Below are 24,736 nucleotides of genomic sequence, written 5' to 3'. Positions count from 1 at the left end.
CGGTGACCCTCATGCCCGCCGCCCGGCACCTGCCCGGCACGTCCCGCCCGGCCGGCCCGGTGCCGGAGCCGCACGGCGCATACCCGTACCAGGACTCTGCCCGCAGGAGTGCCGGGACCAGTGCGCGCACCTTCGCCGGCCTGACGCTGTGGCCGGACCAGGACGAGGCGGTGCACCGCGCCTGCGAGGCGCTGGCCGAGGTCCCGCGGGTCGTCCTGCTGATGGCCTGCGGATCCGGGAAGACCGTGACCGCGGGTGCCATCGCCCAGGAACTCCTCGACCCGCGGACCGGCAGCGTCCTGATCGCCGTGCCCACCCTCGACCTGGTCGCCCAGACCCTCGCGCAGTGGCGGTGGGCCTTTGGCCGCGACGCCCTCGGTGATGTCCTCGCGCTGTGTTCCGACGCACGCGTGCTCGACGGGGTCAGCCACGGCACCGATGGTGCCCGCGCCCGCGTCGTCAGCGACCCCCGGCGACTCGCCGACCACATCGCGGCGGGGCGGCGGATCACCGCCGTCTGCACCTACCAGAGCCTGCACACCGTGGTCGCCGCCCACCAGGACGGGGCCGGCCCGTGGGACCTCGTCATCGCCGACGAGCTCCACCGGGCGGACGGCAACACCTGGGCCCAGATCCATGACGACCGGCTCGTTCCGGCCCGCCGCCGGGTGTCCATGACGGCCACGCTCAAGGACCTCATCGGCACCGACGGCCTCCTCGCGCGGCGCGACCGCTTCGGCCCCCTCGCCTACTGCCTGACCGTCGGCGAGGCGATCGAACGCGACCGGCTCGCCGACTACGCGCTGGTCGTCGCCGGCGCCACCGAGCGGGCCGTCACCGACCACGTCCAGCAGGGCACCTTCCTGACCGTGGGCCCTATGCACGTCGAGGCGAGCGTGCTGGCGAAGGCGATCTCGGTCCTGCGCGCGGCGACCGAGCACGGCGCCAGCCGCATGATCACCTACCACGCGACGGTGGCCTCCGCCCGCGCCTTCGCCCAGGTCCTCCACCACGCGATGGAGTACCTGCCGCCCGAACACCGGCCGCGGTCGCTGTGGACCGGGCACGTCAACGGCCGACAGGACCGCTCCGTCCGCCAGCGCCTCCTCGACCGCTTCCGCGCCGGCACCGACGGGCTCGCGGTGCTCACCAACTGCCGGCTCCTGACCGAGGGATTCGACGCCCCGGACACCGACGCGGTCGCCATCGTCGATCCCCGCCGCTCCAGGATCGAGATCGCCCAGATCGCCGGCCGGGCGCTGCGCCGAGGCGATCGCAGCCGCCGCAAGGTCGCGGCCGTCATCGTCCCGGCCATCGCCACCGAAGGCGCGGCCGAGCGCAAGGACAGCGGCTTCGACGCCGTGATCGCCACCATCGAGGCCATGGCGGCACTGGACGAGCGGCTCCACCTCCACCTCACCCGGATGCGCCGCCCCCAGGACCGCACCGCCCGCCCGGCGCCCCCGTCGCTGCTGCCGGCGTGGATCTCGTTCAGCGGCACCGGCATCCCCACCGGCTTCGTCGAGGCGATCACCACCCGGACGATCCTGTCCACCGCCTCGCGCAGGGAGCGCCACCTGGAGGACCTGCGGGTCTTCCGTGCCAAGAACGGGCACCTGCGGGTCGAGCGGGACTGGATCGGCCCCAGCGGCGAGAGGACCGGGGTCTGGCTGAACAACGCCCGGCACCGGCACCGCCAGGGCTCCCTGCCCGGAGCCGTCGCACGACGGCTCGAAGAGCTGGGCGTGGTCTGGGACGCCCGGGACGCCGAGTGGGAGCAGCTCGTCCAGGATCTGACCGACTACAAGGCCGCGAACGGCGACCTCCTGGTGCCGGCCACCTACGTCACCCCCGTCGGCCAGCGGCCCCTCGGCGCGCAGGTCCGCGGCAGGCGAAAGCAATTCGGCTCTCTCAGCGCGGACCAGCGCCGGAAGCTGACCGGTCTCGGATTCGTGGCCGACGTCGCGGAGGCCAGATTCCGGAACAACCTGAAGCTGCTGAAGGCGTTCGTGGCGCAGAACGGCCACGCGCGGGTTCCGGTGTCGGGGAAGGGCGGTGAGCGCGACCGGCTCGGGAACTGGTTGAAGAACTGCCGGAAGAAGGCCCGTGAGGGCTCGCTCGCCCAGTGGCAGTCCGCCGCCCTCGCGGCGTGCGGAGTCGATCTTCCCCCACAACCCGACAACATGGCCGACGGCACCGCGCCCCAGGACTGTGGAGCCCCCCAGTCATGACATCCGCCCACCTCTTAGCGGAACCACGGCGGGGATGCTCACCGAGCTCACGGTGGCCCGCGCGCGGGTCAGGCCGCTATCTAAGGCTAGGCCTCGCCGCCCCGGCCCCCAGCCGAAAGGCGCCCGGGGGCTCTTCGATCGCGTCGGACTTCGAGACCGAGCTCCAGCGCGAGGAGCGCACTCGGGACTCGGTACGAGCGGCCGTTACGCCGGAGCGGCACGGGATACTCGCCCCGCCGCGCGAGCTCGTACCCGCGAGTGCGGCCGAGGCCGAGCGCGCGGTTGGCGGTGTCAAGGTCGACCACGGTAGGGAGTTCGAGCAGCTGGGCGATGGTCATGCCAGGTCGGGCTTGGACAACGTTGCGTGGCATAGAACGCTCCCACTAGACCAGAAGTTGTTCCCTTTCAGAGAACACCCTGCCATACGATCCGATTCTGATCGAAACTCATGATGTACTGTTCTTATATGGATCAGAAAGCGTGGTCGGCCGCCGTAGACGCGGCCATCGCCCGGGAAGTCAAACGCCGGCGCGCGGAGCTGGGTCTCTCCGCCGAAGCCTTGGGGGCCCGGTGTGCCGATCTCGGCTATCCGCTGACCCGGCAGGTGATCGCCAAACTGGAGTCCGGTGCCCGGAGCGGGCCAACTCCAGCAGAACTCTTCATCCTGGCACGCGCGTTGGAGATGCCGCCGGTCAGCCTGATCCTGCCGCTCGACCAGGGGCCGACGACCCGGCCGACACCTCTCTCGGAGTCCACTCCATGGGAGGCGGCCGCCTGGTTCACCGGCGAAGACCGCGCAACCCTGCCAGATCCCCCGGAAGCCGGTTCGCCCCAGGCCGTCCTTGACGCCTTCCGTCGCCATGACCGGCTCGTCCGCACTGCGCTGCTGTCCACCAGGATGGCCGCCGAACGCCGTCGGGACGCCCAACTGGCGCCGCCGGACGAGTACGAGCGGGCCGACACCGCCGCCGCCCAGCTGGAATACGTCGCGCAGGCGGACCGAAGCGATGTCCTCGCCGCCCGCCGGGCACTGCGCGACCAGGGCCTCTTCCCGCCCCCGCTGCCGGCCGACCTCGCCCACATCGACCGCGAGGAAGCCTGACCAACAACCTGCCGCCGGCTCGCCCCGGCCATCACGGTCTCCGAGACGGCATCCGCCTGCCAGCTTCCGTCCGCCCCGGAGACCCGACCTCCCAGCCATCTAGACGTCGTCGTCGAGGAAGCAACCGTAGCGCAGCCGCGCCGCCACCTCGGCGGGGAGGCCAAGCAGTTCCTTCTGTTCCCACCGTTCAGAGGGCACTTCCCGCACGGCGTCTCGACGCGCGGCCAACAATCGCCACAACGAGCCGAGGGAATGGACACCGCCGGGGAACCGGCAGGCGGCTCCGACGACCGCGACCGGTTCGTCCCGACTTGCTCCGGGCGCCGTGACTGCGGGGTGCACATGCATGACCCGTCCGCCCTTCACCGTGAAACCGGGGAAGTGGCCGATGCCAGCACGTTCCGTACCGCGCTCCGCATCGACCGTGTGATATCCGTTGTGTCGGTACGCGGCGGAGGCCTCCGAAGAGCGCTTTTACCAGCGATTGGTGGAGTGCCAGGGCACATCGACAAGCGAACACGCCAGGTTCAATCCATCGAATGAATCTCTTCTCGTCGACCCGCACGGCTGCTCGCCCGTCGTGCGGCAGGACGGGTCGGCTTCCGGTCGTGATGCGTCCGCGCCGGCCGCCGGTCTCGCGCCCGATGGAACGGTTGCCGCCGGGGAGTCGGGGTATCCGCCCGAGCCGTTCGAGCGCTCCTTCGTGATGGACCACTCGTGGGCGGCTCAGCCAGAGTCGATTTACCTGGAAGGCTGATGAAGATCTTGGTGTGATCCGGGGCGGTCGCCGTCAGGCGGCAGCCCCGGCCTGCAATGTGGTGCCGTTGTGGATGAGACCGAGGCCGACGACAGTCGGCTTGACCGATGCCACCACCCATTACCTCTTGACATGGCTCAAGCGGGACGGAATGGTTGTTTTCGTACGTATTAACTGATTGTCGACAGAGTGTGACGCCACAGATTCGCCGCTCCCCTCCACTCCAGGAACCCTGCCATCGAACTGTCGGTCGTTCGGCTCCGCGCCGTCCGGGATGAGCCCGACGGCGGTTGCAGGGTCGACCTGCACCGGCTCGAACACGGTTTCGGCGTATCCGTGCCGAGGGTCATCATCGGGAGTCACCCGCAGCGTGAGCACTGGCCGACACTCTTGTGACCTCGTGACCCTTCATCTGAGGTAATGAACGAACGATGGACAGATTCACCGCACCCCACCTCGTCGGCGGTCCGCAGGAGTTGCTGCGGACACCGCCGCCGCCCGTCCGCGAGGACGCCGACCGGCTGACGTACCGCTGGCGCAACGGCTACGAGCACTACGAACGCGAGGAGCGCACCACCGACACCCCGTACGAACCGACCTATCGCTGGGCCTACCACACGACGATCGCCGAATGACCTGCCCGGCGGGCCGGAGGAAGACCGCGACCCGTACCCGGGGCCCGGCTCCGAATCCCAGGCCCACCCGGCAGGCCCCGGCCGGACACCTCACCAGGCCACCACCGAAAGGGGGGCCATCCGGTGGACACTTCCCCCATCCTCGTCGTCGGCGCGGGCCCGTGTGGGCTCACCGTGGCCTGCGAACTGCTGCGCCACGGTGTGGCGGTCCGCGTCGTCGACGCTCTCCCGCAGCCCCCCGCCCGGCTCCCGATCCATCCTGCTGTGGCCGCCCCAGCACGCCGTCCTGGACGACCACGGGGTCCTCGACGAGGCGCTCGCGCTCGGCAGGCTCCCGGAAGCCTTCGGGTACAGCACCGGCCCCCGCCGTCTGGCCCGCTTCCGTTTCACCCCCGGCACCGGCCCCCTGATCCTCCCCCAGCACCACACCGACCGACTCCTGGAGAAGGCCCTCATCGCCCGGGGCGTGCACAGGACCAGCACCGTCGCCACACCGTGGCTAGGTGCGGACGGCGTCCGCTCCACCGTCGGCTGCCACGCGGACCGCACCCGCGCCCGCACCCGTTTCCTCCTGGCCGAGGGCTCGCTCGCCCCCGCCCCGGCGGTCACCGACATCGAGTACGTCCTCACTTCGCAGGAGGCGCTCCTCATCGCGCCGCTGCCCGACGGTTCGTACCGGGTCGCCGGAAACGTGGACGCGGCCACCGAGCCCGGCCCCGAGGAAGTGCGGGCACTCCTGAAGCGCAGCCGCAGCGACCTGTCCGCGGGAGACCTCACCGTGCTGACCGGTTCACCTCGGAGGAGTCCCTCGCCCACACGCACTACCCGGTCGGCAGCCAGAGCGCGAACCTCGGCATGCAGGACGCCAGGAACCTGGCGTGGAGGCTCGCCGGCGCCATGCACGGGACCGAGTGCCGGGCCGCCGCCCGGCACGTACTGCACATGACCGGCCTGGTCGCCCGGGTCGCCCTGCTGGGGAAGCCCTGGAGCAGCGCCCGCGACCTCGCGCTGAAGGCGGCCGCGGCGTTCTCGGCCGTCCGGAGCCGGTACACCACCGAACTCGCCGGCCTCAGGATCCGATATCCCCGCACCGCGCTCGGCGCGCCGCCGCCCGAACGGCCCCGGCGGCCGGGCCGACTGTCACCCGCCTCGGCGGTGGCCCGGCCCTTCCCGGACTGGGCCCGGCCACAGGGGCCCGCCACCACCTACCGGCTCGTCACACGCGTGCGGCACGCTCGCCACTGCGGGCCCGCGCCGCAAAACTCGCACGCAACCACCCGCCACCATCCACCAACACCTGAGCGGGCCGGCCGACCGGTACCTCCTCGTCCGACCGGACGGCTGCACCGCCGTCGCCGCGGACACCGCGGGCCTGGAGGACGTGGCCCGCCTGCTGGACCGCTTGGCCGCTCGATGACCACCTCTCGCCGCCGCTGGCGGACAACGGAGGAACCATGAACATCCCGGCAGAACGGGACAGACTCTTCCGCGCCTGGGCGCATGCCGTGTGCGCCGACGACCTCGAAGCGTACCTGTCGTGCTTCGCCGACGACCTGCGCGTGGAGGACCTCGCCACGGAGATCGTGGTGGAGGACAAGTCCGGACTCCGCAAGGCCGGAGAAGCCTGGTTCACCGCGTTCCACGATCACCACCTCACCCTCGACGGCTACCTCGTGGGGGAGAACGGCGACATCGGAACCCAATGGACGCTCTCCGCCACAGTGGTCGGACACTTCCCCCGCCTCACCGAGAACGCCGTGATGGGCCGCCGCTTCACGAAACACGGACTGAGCGTCTTCACCTTCTCGCCCGACGGGCGCTTCCGCACCGAGATCGCCTACTGGAATCTCGCCACCCTCATCCGACAGATCACCTGACTGGCCCGCGCTACATCGCCGACTCCTGGTCGACGATGACCAGGACGGTGGAGGCAATGGCGCGCTCTTCATCCGAAGCGGGGGTTGCGTCCCCGAAGGGAGCGGTCCTGATGTCCACCGAATCGTCCACGGCCACGGCGCCCGCCGAGCAGACGCGGGCCCCGATCGCCGTCATGGGGATGGACTGCCGATTCACCGGGCCCGCGACGTCCCCTGAGGGGCTCTGGCGGATGCTGGCGGCCGGCGAGTACTCGGCCAGGGAGCTGCCGCAGGACCGCGGTTGGAAGCTGGAGGGGCTCTACGACCCGGACCACACCGTCGAGGGCACCACGTACCTGCGGGCGGCGGGCTTCCTCGACGACGTGGCGGGCTTCGACGCCGAGGTGTTCGGGATCGGCCCGCGCGAGGCGTCCGCGATGGACCCGCAGCAGCGGCTGCTGCTGGAGAGTACCTGGCACGCACTGGAGCGCGCTCGCATCGCCCCGAGGAGCCTGCACGGAAGCCGCACCGGCGTCTACGTGGGGATGAACGACAGCGGCTACAGTCAGCTTACCGGCAACGCCCCGTCCGGACTGGAGAGTTACCTCCTCACGGGTACGCAGGCCAGCGTGGCCTCGGGCCGGATCGCCTACGCCCTGGGGCTGAACGGCCCGGCGATCACGGTGGACACCGCCTGCTCGTCCTCCCTGGTGGCCCTGCACCTCGCCGTGCAGGCACTGAGGGCCGGCGAGTGCGATGTGGCCATCGCCGCCGGCGCCACCGTGATCGCCTCGCCCGAGCAGCTGAAGTGGTTCTCCCGTCTGAAGGTCTACGCCGCGGACGGGCGGTGCAAGGCCTTCGCCGCCGAGGCGGACGGCTTCGCCCCGGCCGAGGGCGTCGCGGCGGTGGTGCTGATGCCATGGGAGCACGCTCGGGCCGCCGGGTACCCGGTGCTCGCCCTGGTGCGCGGCAGCGCGATCAACCAGGACGGCGCCAGTGACCGGCTGACGACCCCGAGCGGGCCGGCCCAGCAGGCCGTCATCCTCGCCGCGCTGCGCGACGCCGGCCTGGAACCGGGGGACATCGGGGTGGTCGAGGCGCACGGCCCGGGGACCCGCGCGGGGGACCCGATCGAGGCGGCGTCCCTCCAGGCCTGCTACGGCCGCCACCGCACCCCCGAGGATCCGCTGTGGATCGGTTCGGTGAAGACGAACATCGGGCACACCACCGCCGTCGCGGGCCTGGCCGGCGTGGTGAAGATGGTACTGGCCCTCCAGCACGAGCACCTGCCCGCCACCCTGCACGCGCAGAACCCCACCCCGGCCGTCGACTGGAGCGCGGGCACGATGCGGCTGCTGCACGAGCCGCGGCCCTGGCCGCGCGGGCCGCGCCCGCGCCGGGCGGGGGTCCTGGCGTACGGCATCAGCGGCACCAACGCCCACGTGGTGCTGGAGGAAGCTCCGGTCGGCCTGCGCAGCACCGACCCCGAACGTCCTCCCGGGGATGACGGGGCGAGGAACGAAGGCACCTGGAAGGACGGGACCGGGGTCTGGCTGTGGCCGCTGTCCGGGGCCGGCGAGGAGGGCCTGCGGGCCCAGGCCGCCCGCCTGGCGCGGCACGTCCGCGCGACGCCTGTGGTCGAACCCGCCGACGTGGCCTGGTCCCTGGCCACGACACGCAGCCCGCTCCCGTACCGCGCCACCGTGGTCGGCGAGGGTGTCGACCAACTGCTGGACGGGCTCGACGCCCTCGCGCGGGGAGAGGCGTCCACCGCGGTGGTGAGCGGAAAGGCCCTGCCGGGAACGGCCCCCGTCTTCGTCTTCCCCGGGCAGGGCGCCCAGTGGCCGGGTATGGCCGCGGCGCTGATGGAGGCCTCACCGGTCTTCGCGGCCGCCCTGCGCGACTGTGGCGCGGCACTGCGGCCGTGGCTCGATGCGGACGTGGTGGACGTCGCGTGCGGATCGCCCGGCGCGCCGCCCCTGGAACGGGCCGAGTACGTCCAGCCCGCCCTGTTCGCCGTGTACGTGGCGCTCGCCGCGCTGTGGCGTGCGCACGGTGTCCGGCCCGCGGCGGTGATCGGGCACAGCCAGGGCGAGATCGCCGCCGCGCACGTCGCCGGGGTGCTCCCCCTGGAGGAGGCGGCCCGCGTCGTCGCGCTGCGCAGCCGGGCCCTGCGGCACGTCACCTCCCGGGGAGGGATGGCCTCCCTGGCCGCTCCCGCCGCAACGGCCGCGCTCCTGATCGCCCCCTGGGCGGGCCGGGTGGAGGTGGCGGTGGAGAACGGCCCGGCGGCGACGGTGGTGGCCGGGGACACCGACGCCCTCGCGGAGGTCCTGGAGCGCTGCGCCCACGAGGGAGTGCACGCCCGGCGGCTGCCCGTCGACTACGCCTCCCACAGCCCGCACATGGAGGACGTCCGCGAGGAGATCCTCTCGCTGCTGGGGGACGTGGCGTGCGGGCCCGGCCACACCCCGGTGTTCTCCGCGACCCTGGGAGGTTGCGTCGACCGCACCGTGATGGACGCCGGGTACTGGTACCGCAACCTGCGGCAGACGGTGCGTTTCGACGCGGCCGTGCGGGAGGCGGTGGCCGCCGGGCACCGGCAGTTCGTCGAGGTCTCCCCGCATCCCGTCCTGGCCGCGGCCGTCGCCGACATCCTGGCCGACACCGGCGTCGAGGCCGCGGTGGTCCCCACCCTGTACCGGGACCAGGGCGGCGCGACGGTCTTCGCCACCGCGCTCGCCCGTGCCAACGCCTGCGGTACGCGGTTGGACTGGGGCGCCCTATACCCCGGGGCGCGCACCGTCGACCTGCCCGTCCACGCGTTCCGGCACCGTCGCCACTGGTTGCCCGCCGAGCCGGCCGGAGCCGGCCTGCGGGACGCCGGGCTGGACCCCCTCGGCCACCCCTGGCTCGCCGGGGCGGTCGACCTGCCGGACGGCGGCACCGTGTTCACGGGGAGCCTGTCCCTGTCCGAACACCCCTGGCTCGGCGGGCACGTCGTGCACGGCACGGTCCTACTGCCCGCCACCGGCATGCTGGAACTGCTGCTCCGGGCGGCCGACCGGCTGGGCTGCGAGCGCCTGGAGGACGTCGTCCTCCAGGCGCCGCTCGCGCTGCCCTCCAGCGGCGCCGTCGACGTCCGGGTGAGCTGCGTCCCGCGGGCGGCCGACCGCCAGGCCCTGGCACTGCACTCCCGTACGGCCCTGGGACGGTGGACGTGCCACGCCCAGGCCACCGGTACGGGGGCCGTCGAGACGGAACAGCCGGAACAGCCGGAACAGCCGGAACAACGATGACGGACCGAGGATGTGAGAACGCATGACGACCTGGCCGCCCGCCTCGGCGGAAGAGGTCCCCGTGGAAGAGCTCTACCAGGACCTTCACGCACGCGGCTACGCCTACGGCCCGGAGTTCCGCCTCCACGGCCTGTGGCGCGACGACGCCGGGTTCCACGGCGAGACCGCGCCGAGCGGCCAGGGCGCCGCCGACACCGCCCTGTTCCAGCTCCACCCGGCGCTCATGGACGCGGCCCTGCACCCCCTCCTCCTCGCCTTGCAGCGCACGCGGGAACAGGAGGAGGACGGGGAGGACCGGACGTTCCTGCCCCACTCCATCGGCTCGGTGCGGCTGTACACCCGCGGGGCCGGTGCCCTGCGCTCCACCGTGACCGCCACGGCCGGCGGCGGCTTCGACATCCGCGTCACCGACCTCGCGGGAAGGACCGTGGCCGTCATCCACGACCTCCAGGTACGGTCCACCACGACCCGGGCCCTGCGTGCGGCGCTCGCCGCCGCCGAGCCCGGCGTCTTCCGGATCGCCTGGCGGCCGCTGGCCGAACCCGCCACCTCACAGGACAGTTCCCGGTGGGCCGTCGTCGGGCCCGGCCGGGACCTGCCGGGAACTGCACGCTTCCCCGACCTCGCCGGCCTGGCGCAGGCGCTGGCCGACGGAGCCGCCGCGCCCGACGCCGTCCTGCTCGACCGGCGCATCGCTCCGGACGGCCGCGGCACCACCGTGCGGGCCGACGAGGTCCACCGGCGCCTCTCCGCACTACTGAACGACCTGCAGCGGCACCTGGCGGACCAGCGGCTCGACCGGACACGGCTGGTGGTCCTGGTGCGAGGTGCCCACAGCGTCCGGTTCGGAGATGTTGTGAGCGATCTGCCCGCCGCGGCGTGCGCGGGACTGATCCGTACGGCGCAGCGGGAGAACCCGGGCCGGTGCCAGCTGATCGACCTCGACGACGGCCCGGTGCCGATCCCCGCGCTGGCCGCGGCCATCGCCGATGGCCACCCGACCGTGGCACTGCGCGAAGGCACCGCCTACGTGCCCCGTCTGGTCCTCCCCGACGACGGCGACCTGATCGCCCTGCCCGCCGACGGCAGGCCCTGGCGGTTGGCACCCTCGCGCGACGGCACGCTGGACGGTGTCGCGGCCGTGCCGGCCCCGGACGTCCTCGCGCCGCTGGAGCCCGACCAGCTCCGCGTCCGGGTCCACGCCAGTGGGCTGAACTTCCGTGATCCGATGACCGCGCTCGGCAAGGTGGAGGGCACGGCCATCGGGTGCGAGGTCGCCGGGGAGGTGGTGGCCGTCGGAGCGCGGGTGTCCGGCGTACGGACCGGCGACCGGGTCGCGGCCTTCGCCGGCATCGGCTGCCGGGACGGGCTGCACGCCGCCCTGGCGGTGGTCGACCGTCGCTCGGTGCTGCCGGTGCCTGCCCACTGGAGCGACCAGCAGGCCGCCGGGGTCACCGGCGTCTTCGTCACCGCGTACGAGGCACTGGTCGGACGGGCCGCGGTGCGCAGGGGCGACAAGGTGCTGATCCACGCCGCCGCCGGCGGATTCGGCATGGCGGCCGTCCAGTTGGCCTCCCAGCTGGGTGCCGAGATCCACGCCACCGCCGGCCGGCCCAAATGGGCCCTGGTGGAGTCCCTCGGCATCCCCGCGCACCGAATCGCCGACTCACGGAGCCTGGACTTCGAGGAGCGGCTGCGATCGGCGACCGGCGGCACGGGATTCGACGTGGTCGTCGGCAGCCTGACGGGCGACTTCGTGGACGCCTCCCTGCGGCTGCTACGTCCGGGCGGCCGCTACGTCGAGCTGGGCAAGACCGACGTCAGGCAGGCCGAGGCCGTCCGTGCCCGGTACCCGGGCATCGCCTACCACGTCGTCGACCTGCTCGGCACGCCGCCCGACCGGCTGGAAGCGATCGTCGGGAATCTGGACGCCCTGTTCGCCACCGGGGCCCTGCGGCCGCTGCCCACCCGGTCCTGGAACGTCCGCCACGCCCGCCAGGCCATGCGGTACCTCAGCCAGGGCCGCTCCACGGGCAAGCTGGTCCTCACCCAAGGGCCCGAGCGGCTCGGCCCGGCCGGCACCGTCCTGATCACCGGCGGGACCGGGACGCTCGGCGCGGTCCTGGCACGGCACCTGGTCACCACCCACGGCGTGCGCCGTCTCGTCCTCGTCGGCCGCCGCGGTACCGCGGCCCCGCACGCCCGTCAGCTCGCCGAGGAACTGTCGGAGCTCGGGGCCGTGGTCGAGCTGCCGGCCTGCGACGCGGCCGACCGCTCGGCGCTCGCCGACGTCCTCGCGGCCGTCCCGGCGGAGCACCCGCTGAGCGCCGTCGTCCACGCGGCGGGCGTCCTCGACGACTGCCTGGTCGCCGACCTGACCCCGGAGCGGCTGCGGACCGTGCTGCGCGCCAAGGTCGAGGCCGCCCTCCACCTGCACGAGCTGACCCTCCACGACGACCTGCGGGCCTTCGTGCTCTACTCCTCCATGAGCAGCCTGGTGGGCTACCCGGGCCAGGCCAACTACGCGGCCGCCAACGCCTTCCTCGACGCGCTGGCCCACCACCGGCGCGACCTGGGACTGACCGCCACCTCCGTCGACTGGGGCCTGTGGGAGCAGGCCAGCGGCATGACCGCGCATCTGACGCGCACCGACCTGAGCCGGGTCGAGCGCCACGGCCTGCTGCCCCTGTCGACGGCACGCGCCCTGGCCGGCTTCGACCTGGCGCTGGAACTGGACGAACCGCAACTGGCCGTGGCGCCCGTGCCGAGGCGGGCAGCGGGGGAAGCGCTTCCCGACCTCTTCACCGAGCTCCTGGCGCACGTCCCGCGGCGCGGCGCGGCACCGGCCACGATGTCCGACGGGGGCGGTACGGCGGATCGCGTCCCCGCGGAGGCGGCCCGGCTGCTGCGACTGGCGCCCGACCGGCGTGCCGAGCGGCTCGTCGCCCTCGTCCGCGCTCACACGGCCACGGTCCTGGGGCACCCCGGCCCCGAGGCGGTCGCCGTCGAAACGCCGTTCCGCGACGCCGGACTCGACTCCCTCGCGTCCACCGAACTCCGCAACCGGCTCGGCAACGCCCTGGGCACCCGGCTGGCGGCGACGGCCGTCTTCGACCACCCCACCCCCGCCGCACTCGCCGACCACCTGCACCGAGTGCTCACCGGGGCCGACCCCGCCACCGCGCCCTCCGACGCACGGCGCGCCCGACCGGACAGGGAGGACGGGGACCTGGTCGCCTCCTACCTTGAGGCCTGCTCGGCCCGCCAGTACGAACGGGCGATCCGGCCGGTGGAACTGCGAGCCCGGCGACGCCAGGTCTTCCGCACCGCCGCCGAGGCCCCGGAGCGCCACCCCCTGCTCCTCGCCGACGGGCCGGACCTCCCGGCCGTGGTGTGCGTGCCCAGCATCGGGTCCCCGGACGCCTCCCCCTTCGCCCGGCTGGCCTCCGGATTCACTGGACGGCGCGCCGTCCGGGCCCTGGCGGCACCGGGCTACCGGGACGGCGAACTCCTGCCGGCCTCCCTCGATCTGCTGCTCGACCTCTGGGCCGAGGAACTGGCCACACCGCCGCCCGCCCCCCGTGTCGCCCTGCTCGGGCACTCCTCCGGCGGCTGGTTCGCCCACGCCCTGGCCAGGCGGCTCCGCGAACGCGGCACGCCCGCCGCCGCGCTGGTCCTCCTCGACACGCTTCCCCCGGGCACCCGGTCCCACCCCCTCGTCGAGGAGGCCGCGTTCCGCGTCGCCGACCACGCGAGCGCCGACTTCCCCACCGCCGCGGCCCTGACGGCCGGAATCGCCTACCGCGACCTGATCGCGAACTGGAGCCCGGCGGCCGACATCGCCCCGACGCTGTTCCTCCGCCCCCGGGACAGCTCCATGGGCCTCCCCTGGCCCCTCCCCCACCATGCCGTCGGCGTCCCCGGCGACCACTTCTCCGTCCTCGCCCGGCACGCCCGGCCGGCAGCCGACGCCGTGCGGGCCTGGCTGGACTCCCTGTGAAGGAGCGCACACCATGCCCCCGGAAGACGCCCCCGGCAGACGGATCGCCCCCCTGCCCGCTGACCGCTGGGACGAGCGGGAACGCTCCCTCGTCGCCCGCGTTCCAGAGGCGCTCGGCCCCGGCGTCCCCAACGTCATCGGCACGCTCCTGCACCACCCCGACCTGCTGGAGGCCCTCGCACCGTTCTCACTGTTCCTGTTGACGCGCGGGCGCCTCCCCCACCGCGAACGGGAACTGCTGATCCTGTCCACCGCCTTCCTCGCCGGGGCCCGGTACGTATGGAGCCGCCACGTCCCGCTCGCCAGGAGCGCGGGCCTGCGGAACGCGGAGATCCGGCGCATCCCGCGCGGCCCCGGGGACCCGGAATGGTCGGACCAGGACCGCCACCTGCTCCGGGCCGCACACGAACTCCACCGCGACGCCCGTCTCTCGGAGCACACCTGGCAAGCCCTGGCCGCCCGGTACGGCCACGCCGGGATGATCGAGATCACCATGCTCGCCGGCCACTACCGCATGTTCGCCTACTGCCTGAACTCCGCCGGAACGGAACTCGATCCCGGGTTCACGGCGCAGGCCATGGACTCCTCCGAAGGAGAGTGAGGACACGATGACCACCAGCCCGACGGACACCGCGCGGGTCGCGCCCCACCGGCTCCCCGTCGTCGGACACGCGCTGCCCCTGGTACGGGAGACCCTGCCCTTCCTGCGCTCCCTGCACGCGGCGGGCGACCTGGTCCGCGTGGACATCGGACCGCTGCCGGTGTACTTCGTCACCACCCCCGACCTCTTCCACCAGGTGCTGGTGACGGACGGCCACTCGTTCGCCCGCGGCCGGTTCTTCGCCCGGACCCGCCGCCTCCTCGGGGACGGCCTCGCAACCTCCGACGGTGAGAACCACCACCGCCAGCGGCGGCTGATGCAACCGCTCTTCCACCAGAGCCGGATGCCCTTCTACGCCTCGGTCATCACCCGGCACCTGCAGGCCCTCACCGACTCCTGGCGGCCCGGCCAGGAGGTGCGGGTCGAGAAGGAGATGATGAACATGGCCATCGGGATCATCGCCGACGCGATGATCTCCTGCGACCTCGGGCCCGCGGCGGCCGCGGAGATCCGGCACTGCATGCCCGTGCTCGACAGAACCATCGTCATGCGCGCCCTGATGCCGCGGTGGCTCGACAACATGCCGATCCCGGTGAACCGGCAGTTCGACGCCACTGCGGACCGCATGCGGCGCACCACCGACCGCCTGATCGCCGAGCACCACTCCGCCGACGCCCACGACGACCTGCTGTCCTGGCTGCTGACAGCACACGACAGCACGACCGGCGAGCGCATGAGCGACACCCAGGTCCGCGACGAGATCACCACGATCCTGGGCGCCGGAAGCGTGACCACCGCGCACACCATGGCCTGGATGTTCCACGAGCTGGCCTGCAACCCCGAGGCCGAACGCAGGCTCCACGCGGAGCTCGCCGACGTCCTCGGCGGACGGCCGGCCACCTACGCCGACATCCCCGACCTGGAGTACACCGGCCGGCTGATCCAGGAAGTGCAGCGGCTGTACTCCCCGCCGCTGGGGACCCGGCGGGCCCTCACACCGGTCGAGATCGACGGCGTGCGGATCCCGACGGACACCGAAGTGGGATTCAGCCTGTACGCGCTGCACCGCGACCCGCGGCTGTACGCGGAGCCCGACCGCTTCGACCCCGACCGGTGGCTGCCGGAGCGCAGCCGACAGCTTCCCCGGGGGGCCTTCATCCCCTTCGCCGCCGGCTACCACCGCTGCATCGGCGAATTCTTCGCGAAGACCGAGATGGCCCTGACGGCCGCGCACATCGCGGCGCACTGGCGCCTGCGCCCCGTGCCGGGGCACACGGTACGCCCCGTCGCGGCACTGGTCCCGCGCCCCGACAGCCTCCCGATGAGCCTGGCGACCCGCGACTGACGGTCCCCCGGTCCGCGAGACCTCGAACGGCCGTTGCCGGCCCGCCCGCGGGCTGCCAGCATCGTGCCAGGAAGGACGCATGAAGGAGCGCCAGCCGAACCCGTCACTGGCCGCGCTGCTGTCCGAATCCGATGGAGCACAGGAGAACTGGTACGGGCCGTCGCCGATCTGGCCCGCGCGCAGGGCCTCGAACTGTCGTACCACCGAACATCACCAGGCCGAAGGAACCGACACCCGAACTCATCGCCGAGGCCTTCAGCCGACGCCTCCGAAGTCCCGTCAGCCGCCGACCGGGAACTCGCCCGGGTGCGGTCCCTGCTCCGGACCTTCCGGCGCAACCGGGCCGCGGCCGAGCTCCTCGACCGGGCCGACAGCCTCTTCCCGGTGGTCGGCCCGCCGCCTCCGGCCGCGGTCGGCCCGGGCCGATGAGCGGCTCCGACCAGCAAGCCGGTGGATGAGGCCCAGCCACAGCTTCCGGCGGCTTCGCCCTCCTCAGTCGTCCCGGGCGGTGGGTTGCGGGTCGAGGGACAGGGGCGGGTCGGGGTAGAACTGCTGCGCCCACTTGCGGAACGGACCGATGGGGCCCTCTCCGTAGGCGACTCTCGGAGGGTTCAGGTAGCGCTTGCCGTACCAGATCTGGAAGTCCTGGTTCAGGTCCCCCAGGGCCAGCCGTTGGTAGACCGGCGAGAGCGCCCGGGCGACCGCTTTGGTGACGGCGGGCGGGATGCGGGCGGCGCGGCCGTCGGGCGGGTCGATGAGGACGCTCGTCCCGATGACGAAGTGCACCCGCCAGGGTTCGACCGGGCGTGCCGAGAACAGGAGGCTCTGTTCGAGCCCGAGGGACGGTGCGCGGAAGGCCACGCTGACGAAGCCGAGGCCGTACATGGTGATCTCGGCGTCGACCTGGACGGTCCCGAAGGGGACGTACGTCCGCAGCAACCGTGCGGTGAAGGAGAAGAGGTGTCCGTCGCTGGTCGGGCCCTCGATCAGGGTCGCGTCCCGGTAGCCGTGCATCGCGTTGACGTGGCGGATGTCGACCGTGTTCTCCACGACCTCCTGCGGGTGGGTAAACAGGTCGAAGGTCTGGTAGTGGGGCCGGGTGTGCCGGGGGCTCAGCAGGTCGGGCGGCTGCCAGGCCGGCTCCGCGGCACCCGTCCAGACGAAAACGCCACCGTCGGCCTCGGCGGAGCGCAGCACGGGCAGCCGGCAGCTCTTGGGAAGCCGGGTGTAACCGGGGCCCACGGCGACGACCTCTCCTTGGCCGTCGAAGGCGAAGTGGTGGAAGCCGCAGACGATCGTCTCGCCGTCGACGCGGCCGTTGGCCAGGTGGGCGCCCAGATGCGGACAGTGCGCGCGCACCACGCCCACCCGGCCGCCGCGGGTGCGGTAGACGACGACGTCCTGACCCATCAGTCGTCGGGTGACCACCTGTCCGGTCCGTACCTCGGCGGACGGCACCAGCAGGAACCACCCCTCCGGGTAGGGCAGCGGAGACGGCTCGTCGCCGTAGGTCCGGGCCACCGCGGACGGGTCCGTGGCGAGGTAGCGGCGCCAGTGCTTGGTGAGCTTCATCTGTCTGGCCATGGTGTCGGACTCCTTCGGATGGTGGACGCAGGGCCGGTCCGCCCCGGGTCCGGCGGGCGCGGGAACCCCGGTGGCACGGTGTCTGGTCGCTCTGCCACCGGACGCTCTGCCACCCGACGCCCGGCGGCTGGCGGTTCGGCGCCCGGTCCGGTGATCTGCGCGCGGCTGATGTCACCGCCGAACCACGCCGCGCAGTCGGCGAGTTCACGGGGCCAGGGGCCGGGTTCGTAGTGTTCGCCGTGGCGGTAGGCACTGGCCCACATCTGTTCCCCCCGCGCGACCAGCTCACCTCCCCGCGCGCCGGGTTCGGTGATGCGGTGGTACTCGAAGAGGGCCTTCATCAAGTGCATCCGCACCCAGGGCACGGTGAGCCGGATGGCGACGAGGTCGCCATACCAGAGCTCCTGGAGGTACTCGCAGGAACAGGACTGGGTGAGCATCGCGTAGGGGCCGCTGATGTCGCCGCTGAACAACGGGGCGTTGGCGATCCCGGCCCGTTCGCGGCAGTGGCCCTGCCAGTCGATGAGGCGCGCGAAGTAGACCGGGCCGACGGCGCTGGTGTCGCCGGCCGTGACGACGTGCTCGACGGTGAACCAGCGGAGCGCGGTCGGGGACGGGGACGGGCCGGTGGGAGCGGCGGCCGGTTCGGGAGTCATGCCGGTGCTCCCCGCGAGGTGTCCGGTTCGGCCGGAACCGCGTGCCGGGTGGGCTCCGGCGTCCTGGCGCTCACGGCCGCCACCCCTGGTAGCGGACCCGGGCCGGCAAGCGGCCCGTGACCTCCATCCTCATTCCAGTGACGGCGAGTTGGACGGCGCCGTCGGCCGTGGCGGCGAGCGCCCGGTCGTCGGCGGCGCGGAACCACAGGCGCAGTCCCTCGGGGTGGGCGCGGGCGAGCTGGACGTCATCGGCGCCGGTGTAGAGGTCGATGCGGTCGACGGCCAGCGGCACCCCCGTCACCTGGCAGCCCGTGGCCTCGGGCGGGTAGCGGAAGAGCCTGAGGGTGGCGTCGATGAGCAGCGCGGGCACCGCGAGGCGGGCGAAGACGCTGCCGGGCGGGAAGGCCGGCACCCACAGGGCCCGTGCGGAGGTGCGGCCCGCCTCGGGGTGGAGGTTGGTGCGCCACACACCGGAGAGCTGGACGGAGCTGTCCGGGCGGGTCGCGGGGCACTCCTCCATCCGTGGCAGCGGGCCCGGCGGGCGGGCCTCGGGCGGCCGCGAGCGGGCGGCGAGCACGACGTCGACCCTGGCGTGCAGCCGGTCCCGTTGCAGCGGTCCGCCGTTGCGGGTGCACAGGTCGGACCTGATCTCCACCCGGACGGTGCCGCCCCGCTCGCCCGCGGGGGCCGGCTGCTGCGGCACGGCGGTGATCCGGCAGCGGACCGTGGCGCGCGCCGGGTCGGTGTAGAGGGGCTGGTCGATGGTGAGGTCCCGCAGGATGCTCACCGGAGCGCCGGGCACCAGTTGGACGGCGGCCTCGGCTGCCAGGGCCAGCATCATCGCCGCCGGCATCAGGGGTCGGCCGTCGACCAGGTGTTCGGCGAGGTAGGTGTCCCGGTCCGGCTGTGGGCGCCAGTTCCAGCGGGCCCCGTCCGGGCCGAGCGCTGCGGGCTGCCCCAGCAGTCCGCCATGCGGCTGCGAGCGGGGCGCGGCTGCGGGCGCGGGGGCCCGCCGGGGTGGCGGCGACGTGGCCGGGGTCGCCGGCCCGAGGCTGCCCGTCCAGCCGGGCGGAAGGCCGAGGAACGGCGCCGGGTGAGCCGGGCGGGGGGTCGTGAGTTCGGCGAGGAAGGCGGCTGCGCCTTCCTCGTTGCTCAGCGCGGGGAGTCCCGACCGCCGGGCGATGTCCCGGGAGCGCTCGCGGACCGTTCCGGTCTCGCCCCACAGTCCCCAGCCGAGGGTGAACTCCTCCGTCGCACCGGGGTGCGCGGCCTGCGCGGCGGCGCTCAGATACTCGTTGGCGGCGGCGTAGTCCGTGTCGCCCGCGAAGCCGGTGAGGCCTCCGGCGGAGCCGAAGGAGCACCACAGGCGGGGAGCCGGGTCGGCGAAGGCCTCCTTGAGGTGGTGGTAGCCGAGGATCTTGGTGTCGCGCACCGCGCGGAAGTCCTGGAGGGTCTTGTCGCGGACCCGGGCGGAGCGCAGCAGCCCGGCGCCGTGGACGAGCAGGTCCACGCGGCCCTCCTGCTCGGTGATCCGGCGTGCGGCCGCCGTCACCTGGGCGCGGTCGCGCAGGTCGCAGACCACGTAGTGGACCCGGTCCTCACCGCACAGGGCGCGAAGGCGGCGCAGCGTCAGCCGGATCTCGCGGGCGCGCAGCAGGGTGTCGAAGTGCCGGTTGAGGTCGGCGACCGGGCGGCCCGCGTCGGCGAGCGCGCGGCGCAGGTGGTTGCGGCGGGCCTCGGGCAGGCGTTCGTCGGGGGTGTTCAGCAGGTCCTCGGGCACGTCGTCGGCCGGGGTGGTGCCCAGCAGCCAGATCCGGGGGGCGAGGCGCGCGGCCAGCGCTGCCACGGTGACGGCGGTGGCTCCTCGGGCGCCGCCCGTGGCGACGACGACGCTGTTCCGGTCCAGGGCCAGGGGGGCGCCCGCCCGGGCGGGGGGCAGCGGGGCGGGGCAGACCTGTTCGACGTAGCGCAGGCCCTGCCGGTAGCGGACGACGACGTGGTCGCGGCGGGCGGCGCGCTCCTGGCGCAGTTGGGCGAGCCCCGCGTCGACGGCGGCGTCGGTGACCACCGCGTGGACGGCGCAGGGCATTTCCAGCGCGAGGCTGCGCAGGAAGCCGGTGACGAGCGTGAGGTGCGGGTGGACGGTGTGGCCGCGCAGTGGGTCCAACAGCAGTGCCGTCACCGAGTCGGTGGCGTCCGGCGCGAGGTGCCGGAGCGCGAGCAGCAGACTCTCCTGGAGGCGCAGCAGGCGCGGCGGCGGGGGCGCGGGCCAGGTGTCCGCCGGGCGTCCTGCCGAGGCCACCACGAGGACGTCCCGGCAGGGCGGAGCGGTGGAGCGGGCCGTCGCGGCGAGGGCCGGTTCCTCCCGGCAGGGGGCGAGGACGGGGGGTCCCGTCGTCTCGTCGGCGGTCGCGGTGGGGTCGGTGACCAGGATGCGGGCCGCGCCGGCCCGGGCGGCCGGTGCCAGTTCCCGGGCGAGGGCGGTGTCGTCGACCAGGACGAGGGCGCCGTACGGGATGCCGTCACCGCCCTCGGGTCTCACGCGTGCGGGTACGGCGTCCTGGCGCCGGTAGGCGACCACGCACCGGGCCACGGGGGCCGCGGGCTCCGTCGTCTCGCGTTCGGCCGGGCGGACGGTGGCGGTCGGCGGTCGGGTCGGTGCGGTCGCCGGTGCGGCCTGGGCTCCGGGTGGACCGCCAGGGTCGGGCGGCGCGGCGACGACGGCTTCATCGGGGAGGAGGACCACGCGCGGTCCTCCCTCGACACCGTGCACCTCGGCCCCGGCCTGGCCCGGCCCCGGCCCCAGCCCCCGCAGCAGGGCCAGAGCGCCCTCCGCCCCCTGGTAGTCGCGCCCGCCGGGGACCGGGCCGGCCCCGGCGTACGCCCCCTCCCCCATGGCGTCCCCGGCCGCTCCGGTCCGGATCCGGGCGAGCACGGGCCAGCCCTGGCGGACCGCCAGGGACTTGTGGGTGAGCGCCAGCAGGACGGCCCCCTCGCCGAGGGTGCCGGGCGCGGCACCGGTCAGGGCCTCGGCCAGGGGGCCGGTGTGTCCGGCGGCGGCGATGACCAGGGCCAGGTCGAGTTCGCCTGCGGCCAGGTAGCGCCGTGCGGTGTGGACGGCGGCCTGGGCGGAGGAGCGGCCGTGGTCGAGCGCGAGGACGAGGCCGTGCAGCCGGTGCCGGTTGGCGATCTGGCAGCCGATCATGTTGGTGAGCTGTCCGGGCATGCTCGCGTCGTTGGCGGCCGGCAGCCGGGCACGCAGCCGGTCCAGGTAGCCGCGGAGCTGTTCCCGCTCCTGCGCCGGCAGGCGGGCGGCGGCGTCGAGCAGGTCGTCGGCGGCGACCCGGACCGTGTAGTCCGTCATCGACCGGGTGGGGCCGGTGTGCGCGACGAAGACCCCGGTGGTGTCCCGGTGCGCGGCCCACAGTTCGCCGTGCTCCTCGGCGAAGCGCTCGGTCACCGAGATCGCCATCAGGTGCGTGCGGTCGGTGCTGCGTGCTGTGACCGGGGCCATCCGCAGCCGCGGGAACGGCGGAAGCGGATAGTCCTCGCCGAACGATGCCTCGGGCGCGGGACCGCGGCCGGTCAGCCAGTCCATGACCGCGTCGGGGTCCGGTTCGCCGGGCAGGTGGGCGCTCCAGGCGGTCAGCACCACCGGGTCGTCCCCGTCGGCCGGGTCCGCGCTGAGGGGCGCGGTGGTGGAAGCGGGGCTCGGCGCTTCGCCGGCGGCCGCCGCTTCGGGCCCGTGGACGATCAGATGGGCGTTCCCGCCGCCGAGCCCGTAGCCGCACACTCCCGCCGTCCGGACGCGGCCGGCGCTGGGCGCCCAGCGGACGTCGGAAAGCGGTACGGTCAGCCGGCCCGCCTCGACACCGTCCGGGAAGCCGGCGAAGCGGCGCTGACCCGGGATGCTCCCGTGCCTTAGGGCCAGCAGGACGTGGATCACCGAGATGGCGCCCGCCGCCCAGGCGCCGTGCCCGACGAGCGACTTGTTGGAGGTGATCAACTGGTCGCTCTCATCGGCGAGTTCGGCGAGCCCTTCGAGTTCCACCGAGTCCCCGACCACGGTGCCTGTGCCGTGGCCGACGATCCAGTCCACGTCCCGGGCGGCGGTCCCGCCGACCGCTCGGGCGCGGGCCACCGCCAGCTTCTGGCCCGCCGGGTCGGAGGCCACCAGGCTCCCGGCTCCGTCGACGGAGGCGCCGAACCCGCCGAGCAGTCCCAGGATCCGGTCGCCGTCGGCACGGGCCGGGGCAAGTCGTTTGAGTACCAGAGCGGCGGCGGAATCGGAGAACAGCACGCCGTCCGCGTCCGCGTCGAAGGCTCGGACCTCCCCGCGCCGGGTGAAGCCGCGGGCCTTGGAGAACAGGACGAGATCACGCCGGGGTCCGGTGTTGGCACCGCCGCACACCACCAGGTCCCGCTCCCCGGCCAGCAGTTCCTTCACGGCCAGGTCGACCGCGTACAGCGAGGAGGAGCAGGCCGAGTCCACCGCCCGCACCTCGCCGCCGGCGGCCAGCAGCCCCTCGCACGCGTCGGCGAGCACCAGGTCGGCGAAGGCCCGCCGGGGCGTGGCGGGGGCGTGCGGGTAGCGGCCGGCCAGGCAGGCCCGCAGAACGGCTCCCGCAGGGCAGGCGGCATCGGCGACGGCGCACAGCGTGGCCTCCTCCAGGGCGAGGCTGCCGGGCGGCAACCCGACGAACGCCGCCTCCCGGCCCGCGGGGGCGCGTGCGACCCCGTCGAGCGCCTGCCGCAGGGCGTGCCGCAGCAGCAGTGCGGTCCGGTCCAGGCGGGGCGCCCGCTCCCGGTCATCGGGGTGCAGCGGTATCCGCCGGGGGTAGCCGGCGGCCCGGACGTAGGACTTGTCCTCCGCCCTTTCGTCGGGCGAGTACCAGTTCCCCAGCGCCAGGTGGTCCGGCTCGGTGAACGCGTCGCGGTCGCCGTGCAGGACCGTCCAGAACTCCTCGGGGCTCTCGGCCCCCGGCACCACGAGCCCCATGCCGACCACCGCGACGGCGGTGGCGTCCTTCCCGCCCGGTCCCGCCCGGCCCGTGCGGGACTCGCCGGAACGCGCCGCCGAAGGCCCGTTCATGCCGCCCGCCCCGCTCCCGTGCCCGGGCCGCCGGCGGCGTTCCCGGCGGCCAGGACGGCCATGAGATCGGCCAGCTTGGCCAGCGTGTTGTACTCCCGCATCCGCAGATCCGCCGGGGGCGTGGGGAGGTGGTACCGGTCGAGCAGGGACACCAGGATCTCCGTCCGCTTCACCGAGGCGATTCCCAGGTCCGCCTCCAGGTGGGCGTCGTCGGTGAGCACCTCCTCCGGGTAGCCGAGCGCCTCGGCGAAGATCCCGCGCAGTTCGGCGACCAGGGCGTCGTGCTCCGGAACCGCCGGCCCGGGCGCGACGGCCTCAGGTTCCTCCCCGGGCGCCTCCGGTGACGGACCGGTTCGGCTGCGCCCGCCCGGTTCACCGCCGACCGGCTCGCCCGCCGTCGTCGGGGGCGGCCCCGTTGCGGCCACGGACCACGACGGGGAACGGCCGGGCCCCGCCCACGATTCGGACAGGTCGGGGGCCGGCGCCTTCGCTCCCCCGGACGGCGCGGCCGCGACCGGTTCCTCTCCGCACCGCCCGAAGGGAGCCGGCTCCCGGTCGCCGGGCGTCAGGAGCGCCTCCAGGACCGTCCTCCCCTCCGTCTCCCCGGGCACGGCGCCCACCAGACGGACGTCCGGCGGCAGGCACTCGGCGGCGCACTGGGTCAGCAGCGGCCGGGGACCGACCTCCAGGAAGGTGTCGACCTCGTGGTGGGCGTGCAGTTCCCGTACCGCCCCCAGGTAGTCGACTGAATCCGTGAGGTGCCGGCCGATGATCCGGCGCACGTCGTCCACCGTCCGCACCAACCGCCCCAGCAAGGGCGAGTGGAGCCGGACCAGCGGCTCGTGGACCGGGTAGCAGGCGCTCGCCCCGGCCACCTGGCGGGCCGCGCCGGACAGGACTGGATTGTGGTGCGGATACACCACGAGCAGCCTGGTCGCCTGCACTCCCAGGGCCCGCGCCGCCTTCTCCACGAGGGCGAGTTCGTCGGCGAGACCCGAGACGACCGTCTGCCGGGGCGCGTTGAACAGGGAGGGCTGCACCGTCCAGCCGCCCACGGCCCCGCACAGGTACGCGGCCCGGCGCGCACCGGTCCGCAGCACGGTGAGCCCGCCGGCCCAGTCGCCCCCGGCCAGGGCGATCTCCCGCTCGCACAGCACCCGGGCCGCGTCGTACGTGCTCAGACAGCCCGCCGCGGCCAGAGCGGACAGTTCGCCGGTACTGTGCCCGACGAGCACGTCGCCGGGGCGGCCGTGCGCGGCGAGCGCCCGGTACAGCGAGAGCCCGCTCGCGAGCGCCGCCAAGTGCAACCGGACCGGCGTCCGGGCCAGTTCCTCGATGGCGGGACCGCCGGGATCCAGCAGCGGGGCGGACGCCGGCGGCAGCCCGTACTCCCTGGCCGCGCGATCCACTTCGGCCAGAACCCCGGCCACGGGCGACCCGGCTTCCGCGAGGTGACGGAGGTGCCCGGGCGCGTACGCACCGAGGCCGGGGAACTGAACGGCTGTTCGGAAGGTCATGGCAGTGCCCTCCTGCTCCGGGAGGAGAACCCAGGGCAGCGCGCGCTCGCGCTCCGGCCCT

16 protein-coding genes and 1 pseudogene are annotated in these 24,736 nt (G+C 73.8%); 11 read left to right on the top strand and 6 right to left on the bottom strand.

Translation table 11 applies throughout. The features are described 5' to 3' along the window. The first annotated feature begins 11 nt into the window (after window positions 1-11). Window positions 12-2,231 (top strand): DEAD/DEAH box helicase, encoded by a 2,220-nt coding sequence (locus ABTX81_RS01495; protein ID WP_350540989.1) that lies wholly within the window; start codon window positions 12-14, stop codon window positions 2,229-2,231. An 86-nt stretch (window positions 2,232-2,317) separates the two neighbouring features. Here ABTX81_RS01495 and ABTX81_RS01490 read toward each other — a convergent pair whose 3' ends face one another. Then, window positions 2,318-2,602: a hypothetical protein gene (locus ABTX81_RS01490; protein ID WP_502892681.1), complete on the bottom strand. Its 285-nt coding sequence runs from the start codon at window positions 2,600-2,602 to the stop codon at window positions 2,318-2,320. 95 nt (window positions 2,603-2,697) lie between these two features. Between ABTX81_RS01490 and ABTX81_RS01485 the strand changes: the two genes are divergently transcribed. Next, window positions 2,698-3,333: a helix-turn-helix transcriptional regulator gene (locus tag ABTX81_RS01485; RefSeq protein WP_350540868.1), complete on the top strand. Its 636-nt coding sequence runs from the start codon at window positions 2,698-2,700 to the stop codon at window positions 3,331-3,333. 99 nt (window positions 3,334-3,432) lie between these two features. On the opposite strand, the gene ABTX81_RS01480 is transcribed toward ABTX81_RS01485, so the two are convergent. After that, window positions 3,433-3,681, bottom strand: a complete 249-nt coding sequence (locus ABTX81_RS01480; RefSeq protein ID WP_350540867.1) for a beta-ketoacyl synthase N-terminal-like domain-containing protein — start codon at window positions 3,679-3,681, stop codon at window positions 3,433-3,435. An 840-nt stretch (window positions 3,682-4,521) separates the two neighbouring features. Between ABTX81_RS01480 and ABTX81_RS01475 the strand changes: the two genes are divergently transcribed. From ABTX81_RS01475 to ABTX81_RS01435, 9 genes and pseudogenes are all read left to right on the top strand, one after another. Beyond that, window positions 4,522-4,725: a DUF5988 family protein gene (locus tag ABTX81_RS01475; protein ID WP_350540866.1), complete on the top strand. Its 204-nt coding sequence runs from the start codon at window positions 4,522-4,524 to the stop codon at window positions 4,723-4,725. 123 nt (window positions 4,726-4,848) lie between these two features. After that, window positions 4,849-4,911: pseudogene (locus ABTX81_RS01470) on the top strand (hypothetical protein); the annotation flags it as partial. 13 nt (window positions 4,912-4,924) lie between these two features. Continuing rightward, window positions 4,925-5,671, top strand: a complete 747-nt coding sequence (locus tag ABTX81_RS01465) for an FAD-dependent monooxygenase family protein (protein ID WP_350540998.1) — start codon at window positions 4,925-4,927, stop codon at window positions 5,669-5,671. Then, window positions 5,581-6,183, top strand: coding sequence for a hypothetical protein (locus tag ABTX81_RS01460; protein ID WP_350540988.1), 603 nt, complete (start codon window positions 5,581-5,583; stop codon window positions 6,181-6,183). Before ABTX81_RS01465 ends, ABTX81_RS01460 begins: the two co-directional genes overlap by 91 nt. Continuing rightward, a complete protein-coding gene (locus ABTX81_RS01455; RefSeq protein ID WP_350540865.1) occupies window positions 6,180-6,602 on the top strand; it encodes a nuclear transport factor 2 family protein in 423 nt (140 codons plus the stop codon). The genes ABTX81_RS01460 and ABTX81_RS01455 overlap by 4 nt, the downstream gene beginning before the upstream one ends. A 110-nt stretch (window positions 6,603-6,712) precedes the next feature. Then, window positions 6,713-9,880 carry a type I polyketide synthase gene (locus ABTX81_RS01450; protein ID WP_350540864.1) on the top strand — a complete coding sequence of 1,056 codons (3,168 nt, stop codon included), beginning with the start codon at window positions 6,713-6,715 and terminating at the stop codon, window positions 9,878-9,880. A 22-nt stretch (window positions 9,881-9,902) separates the two neighbouring features. Then, window positions 9,903-13,880: an SDR family NAD(P)-dependent oxidoreductase gene (locus ABTX81_RS01445; protein ID WP_350540863.1), complete on the top strand. Its 3,978-nt coding sequence runs from the start codon at window positions 9,903-9,905 to the stop codon at window positions 13,878-13,880. A 13-nt stretch (window positions 13,881-13,893) separates the two neighbouring features. Further along, complete coding sequence (locus ABTX81_RS01440; RefSeq protein ID WP_350540862.1) at window positions 13,894-14,481, top strand: carboxymuconolactone decarboxylase family protein; 588 nt, start codon at window positions 13,894-13,896, stop codon at window positions 14,479-14,481. Between the two features lie 7 nt (window positions 14,482-14,488). Then, window positions 14,489-15,826, top strand: a complete 1,338-nt coding sequence (locus ABTX81_RS01435) for a cytochrome P450 (RefSeq protein ID WP_350540861.1) — start codon at window positions 14,489-14,491, stop codon at window positions 15,824-15,826. 492 nt (window positions 15,827-16,318) lie between these two features. Here ABTX81_RS01435 and ABTX81_RS01430 read toward each other — a convergent pair whose 3' ends face one another. The 4 genes from ABTX81_RS01430 to ABTX81_RS01415 form a co-directional block, all read right to left on the bottom strand. Then, window positions 16,319-17,410, bottom strand: a complete 1,092-nt coding sequence (locus ABTX81_RS01430; RefSeq protein ID WP_350540860.1) for a Rieske 2Fe-2S domain-containing protein — start codon at window positions 17,408-17,410, stop codon at window positions 16,319-16,321. After that, window positions 17,395-18,066 carry an acyl-CoA thioesterase gene (locus tag ABTX81_RS01425; RefSeq protein WP_350540859.1) on the bottom strand — a complete coding sequence of 224 codons (672 nt, stop codon included), beginning with the start codon at window positions 18,064-18,066 and terminating at the stop codon, window positions 17,395-17,397. Before ABTX81_RS01425 ends, ABTX81_RS01430 begins: the two co-directional genes overlap by 16 nt. A 70-nt stretch (window positions 18,067-18,136) precedes the next feature. After that, entirely contained in the window at window positions 18,137-23,158 is a 5,022-nt protein-coding gene (locus ABTX81_RS01420) for an SDR family NAD(P)-dependent oxidoreductase (RefSeq protein ID WP_350540858.1), read from the bottom strand. Then, the gene (locus tag ABTX81_RS01415) at window positions 23,155-24,675 is read right to left on the bottom strand and encodes an acyltransferase domain-containing protein (protein ID WP_350540857.1); all 1,521 of its coding nucleotides are present in this window, start codon (window positions 24,673-24,675) and stop codon (window positions 23,155-23,157) included. Before ABTX81_RS01415 ends, ABTX81_RS01420 begins: the two co-directional genes overlap by 4 nt. Window positions 24,676-24,736 lie beyond the last annotated feature (61 nt).

The organism is Kitasatospora sp. NPDC097605, assembly GCF_040302725.1.
GTDB lineage: Bacteria > Actinomycetota > Actinomycetes > Streptomycetales > Streptomycetaceae > Kitasatospora.
This window is presented reverse-complemented; position numbering and strand designations above follow the sequence as displayed.

Excerpts from the sequence above, each read along its gene's own strand:
- ABTX81_RS01415 (WP_350540857.1), bottom strand. The coding sequence starts at position 24,675 with ATGACCTTCCGAACAGCCGTTCAGTTCCCCGGCCTCGGTGCGTACGCG.
- ABTX81_RS01475 (WP_350540866.1), top strand. The coding sequence starts at position 4,522 with ATGGACAGATTCACCGCACCCCACCTCGTCGGCGGTCCGCAGGAGTTG.
- ABTX81_RS01435 (WP_350540861.1), top strand. The coding sequence starts at position 14,489 with ATGACCACCAGCCCGACGGACACCGCGCGGGTCGCGCCCCACCGGCTC.
- ABTX81_RS01485 (WP_350540868.1), top strand. The coding sequence starts at position 2,698 with ATGGATCAGAAAGCGTGGTCGGCCGCCGTAGACGCGGCCATCGCCCGG.
- ABTX81_RS01420 (WP_350540858.1), bottom strand. The coding sequence starts at position 23,158 with ATGAACGGGCCTTCGGCGGCGCGTTCCGGCGAGTCCCGCACGGGCCGG.
- ABTX81_RS01490 (WP_502892681.1), bottom strand. The coding sequence starts at position 2,602 with ATGCCACGCAACGTTGTCCAAGCCCGACCTGGCATGACCATCGCCCAG.
- ABTX81_RS01425 (WP_350540859.1), bottom strand. The coding sequence starts at position 18,066 with ATGACTCCCGAACCGGCCGCCGCTCCCACCGGCCCGTCCCCGTCCCCG.
- ABTX81_RS01450 (WP_350540864.1), top strand. The coding sequence starts at position 6,713 with ATGTCCACCGAATCGTCCACGGCCACGGCGCCCGCCGAGCAGACGCGG.
- ABTX81_RS01495 (WP_350540989.1), top strand. The coding sequence starts at position 12 with ATGCCCGCCGCCCGGCACCTGCCCGGCACGTCCCGCCCGGCCGGCCCG.
- ABTX81_RS01445 (WP_350540863.1), top strand. The coding sequence starts at position 9,903 with ATGACGACCTGGCCGCCCGCCTCGGCGGAAGAGGTCCCCGTGGAAGAG.
- ABTX81_RS01455 (WP_350540865.1), top strand. The coding sequence starts at position 6,180 with ATGAACATCCCGGCAGAACGGGACAGACTCTTCCGCGCCTGGGCGCAT.
- ABTX81_RS01460 (WP_350540988.1), top strand. The coding sequence starts at position 5,581 with ATGCAGGACGCCAGGAACCTGGCGTGGAGGCTCGCCGGCGCCATGCAC.
- ABTX81_RS01480 (WP_350540867.1), bottom strand. The coding sequence starts at position 3,681 with ATGCATGTGCACCCCGCAGTCACGGCGCCCGGAGCAAGTCGGGACGAA.
- ABTX81_RS01430 (WP_350540860.1), bottom strand. The coding sequence starts at position 17,410 with ATGGCCAGACAGATGAAGCTCACCAAGCACTGGCGCCGCTACCTCGCC.
- ABTX81_RS01440 (WP_350540862.1), top strand. The coding sequence starts at position 13,894 with ATGCCCCCGGAAGACGCCCCCGGCAGACGGATCGCCCCCCTGCCCGCT.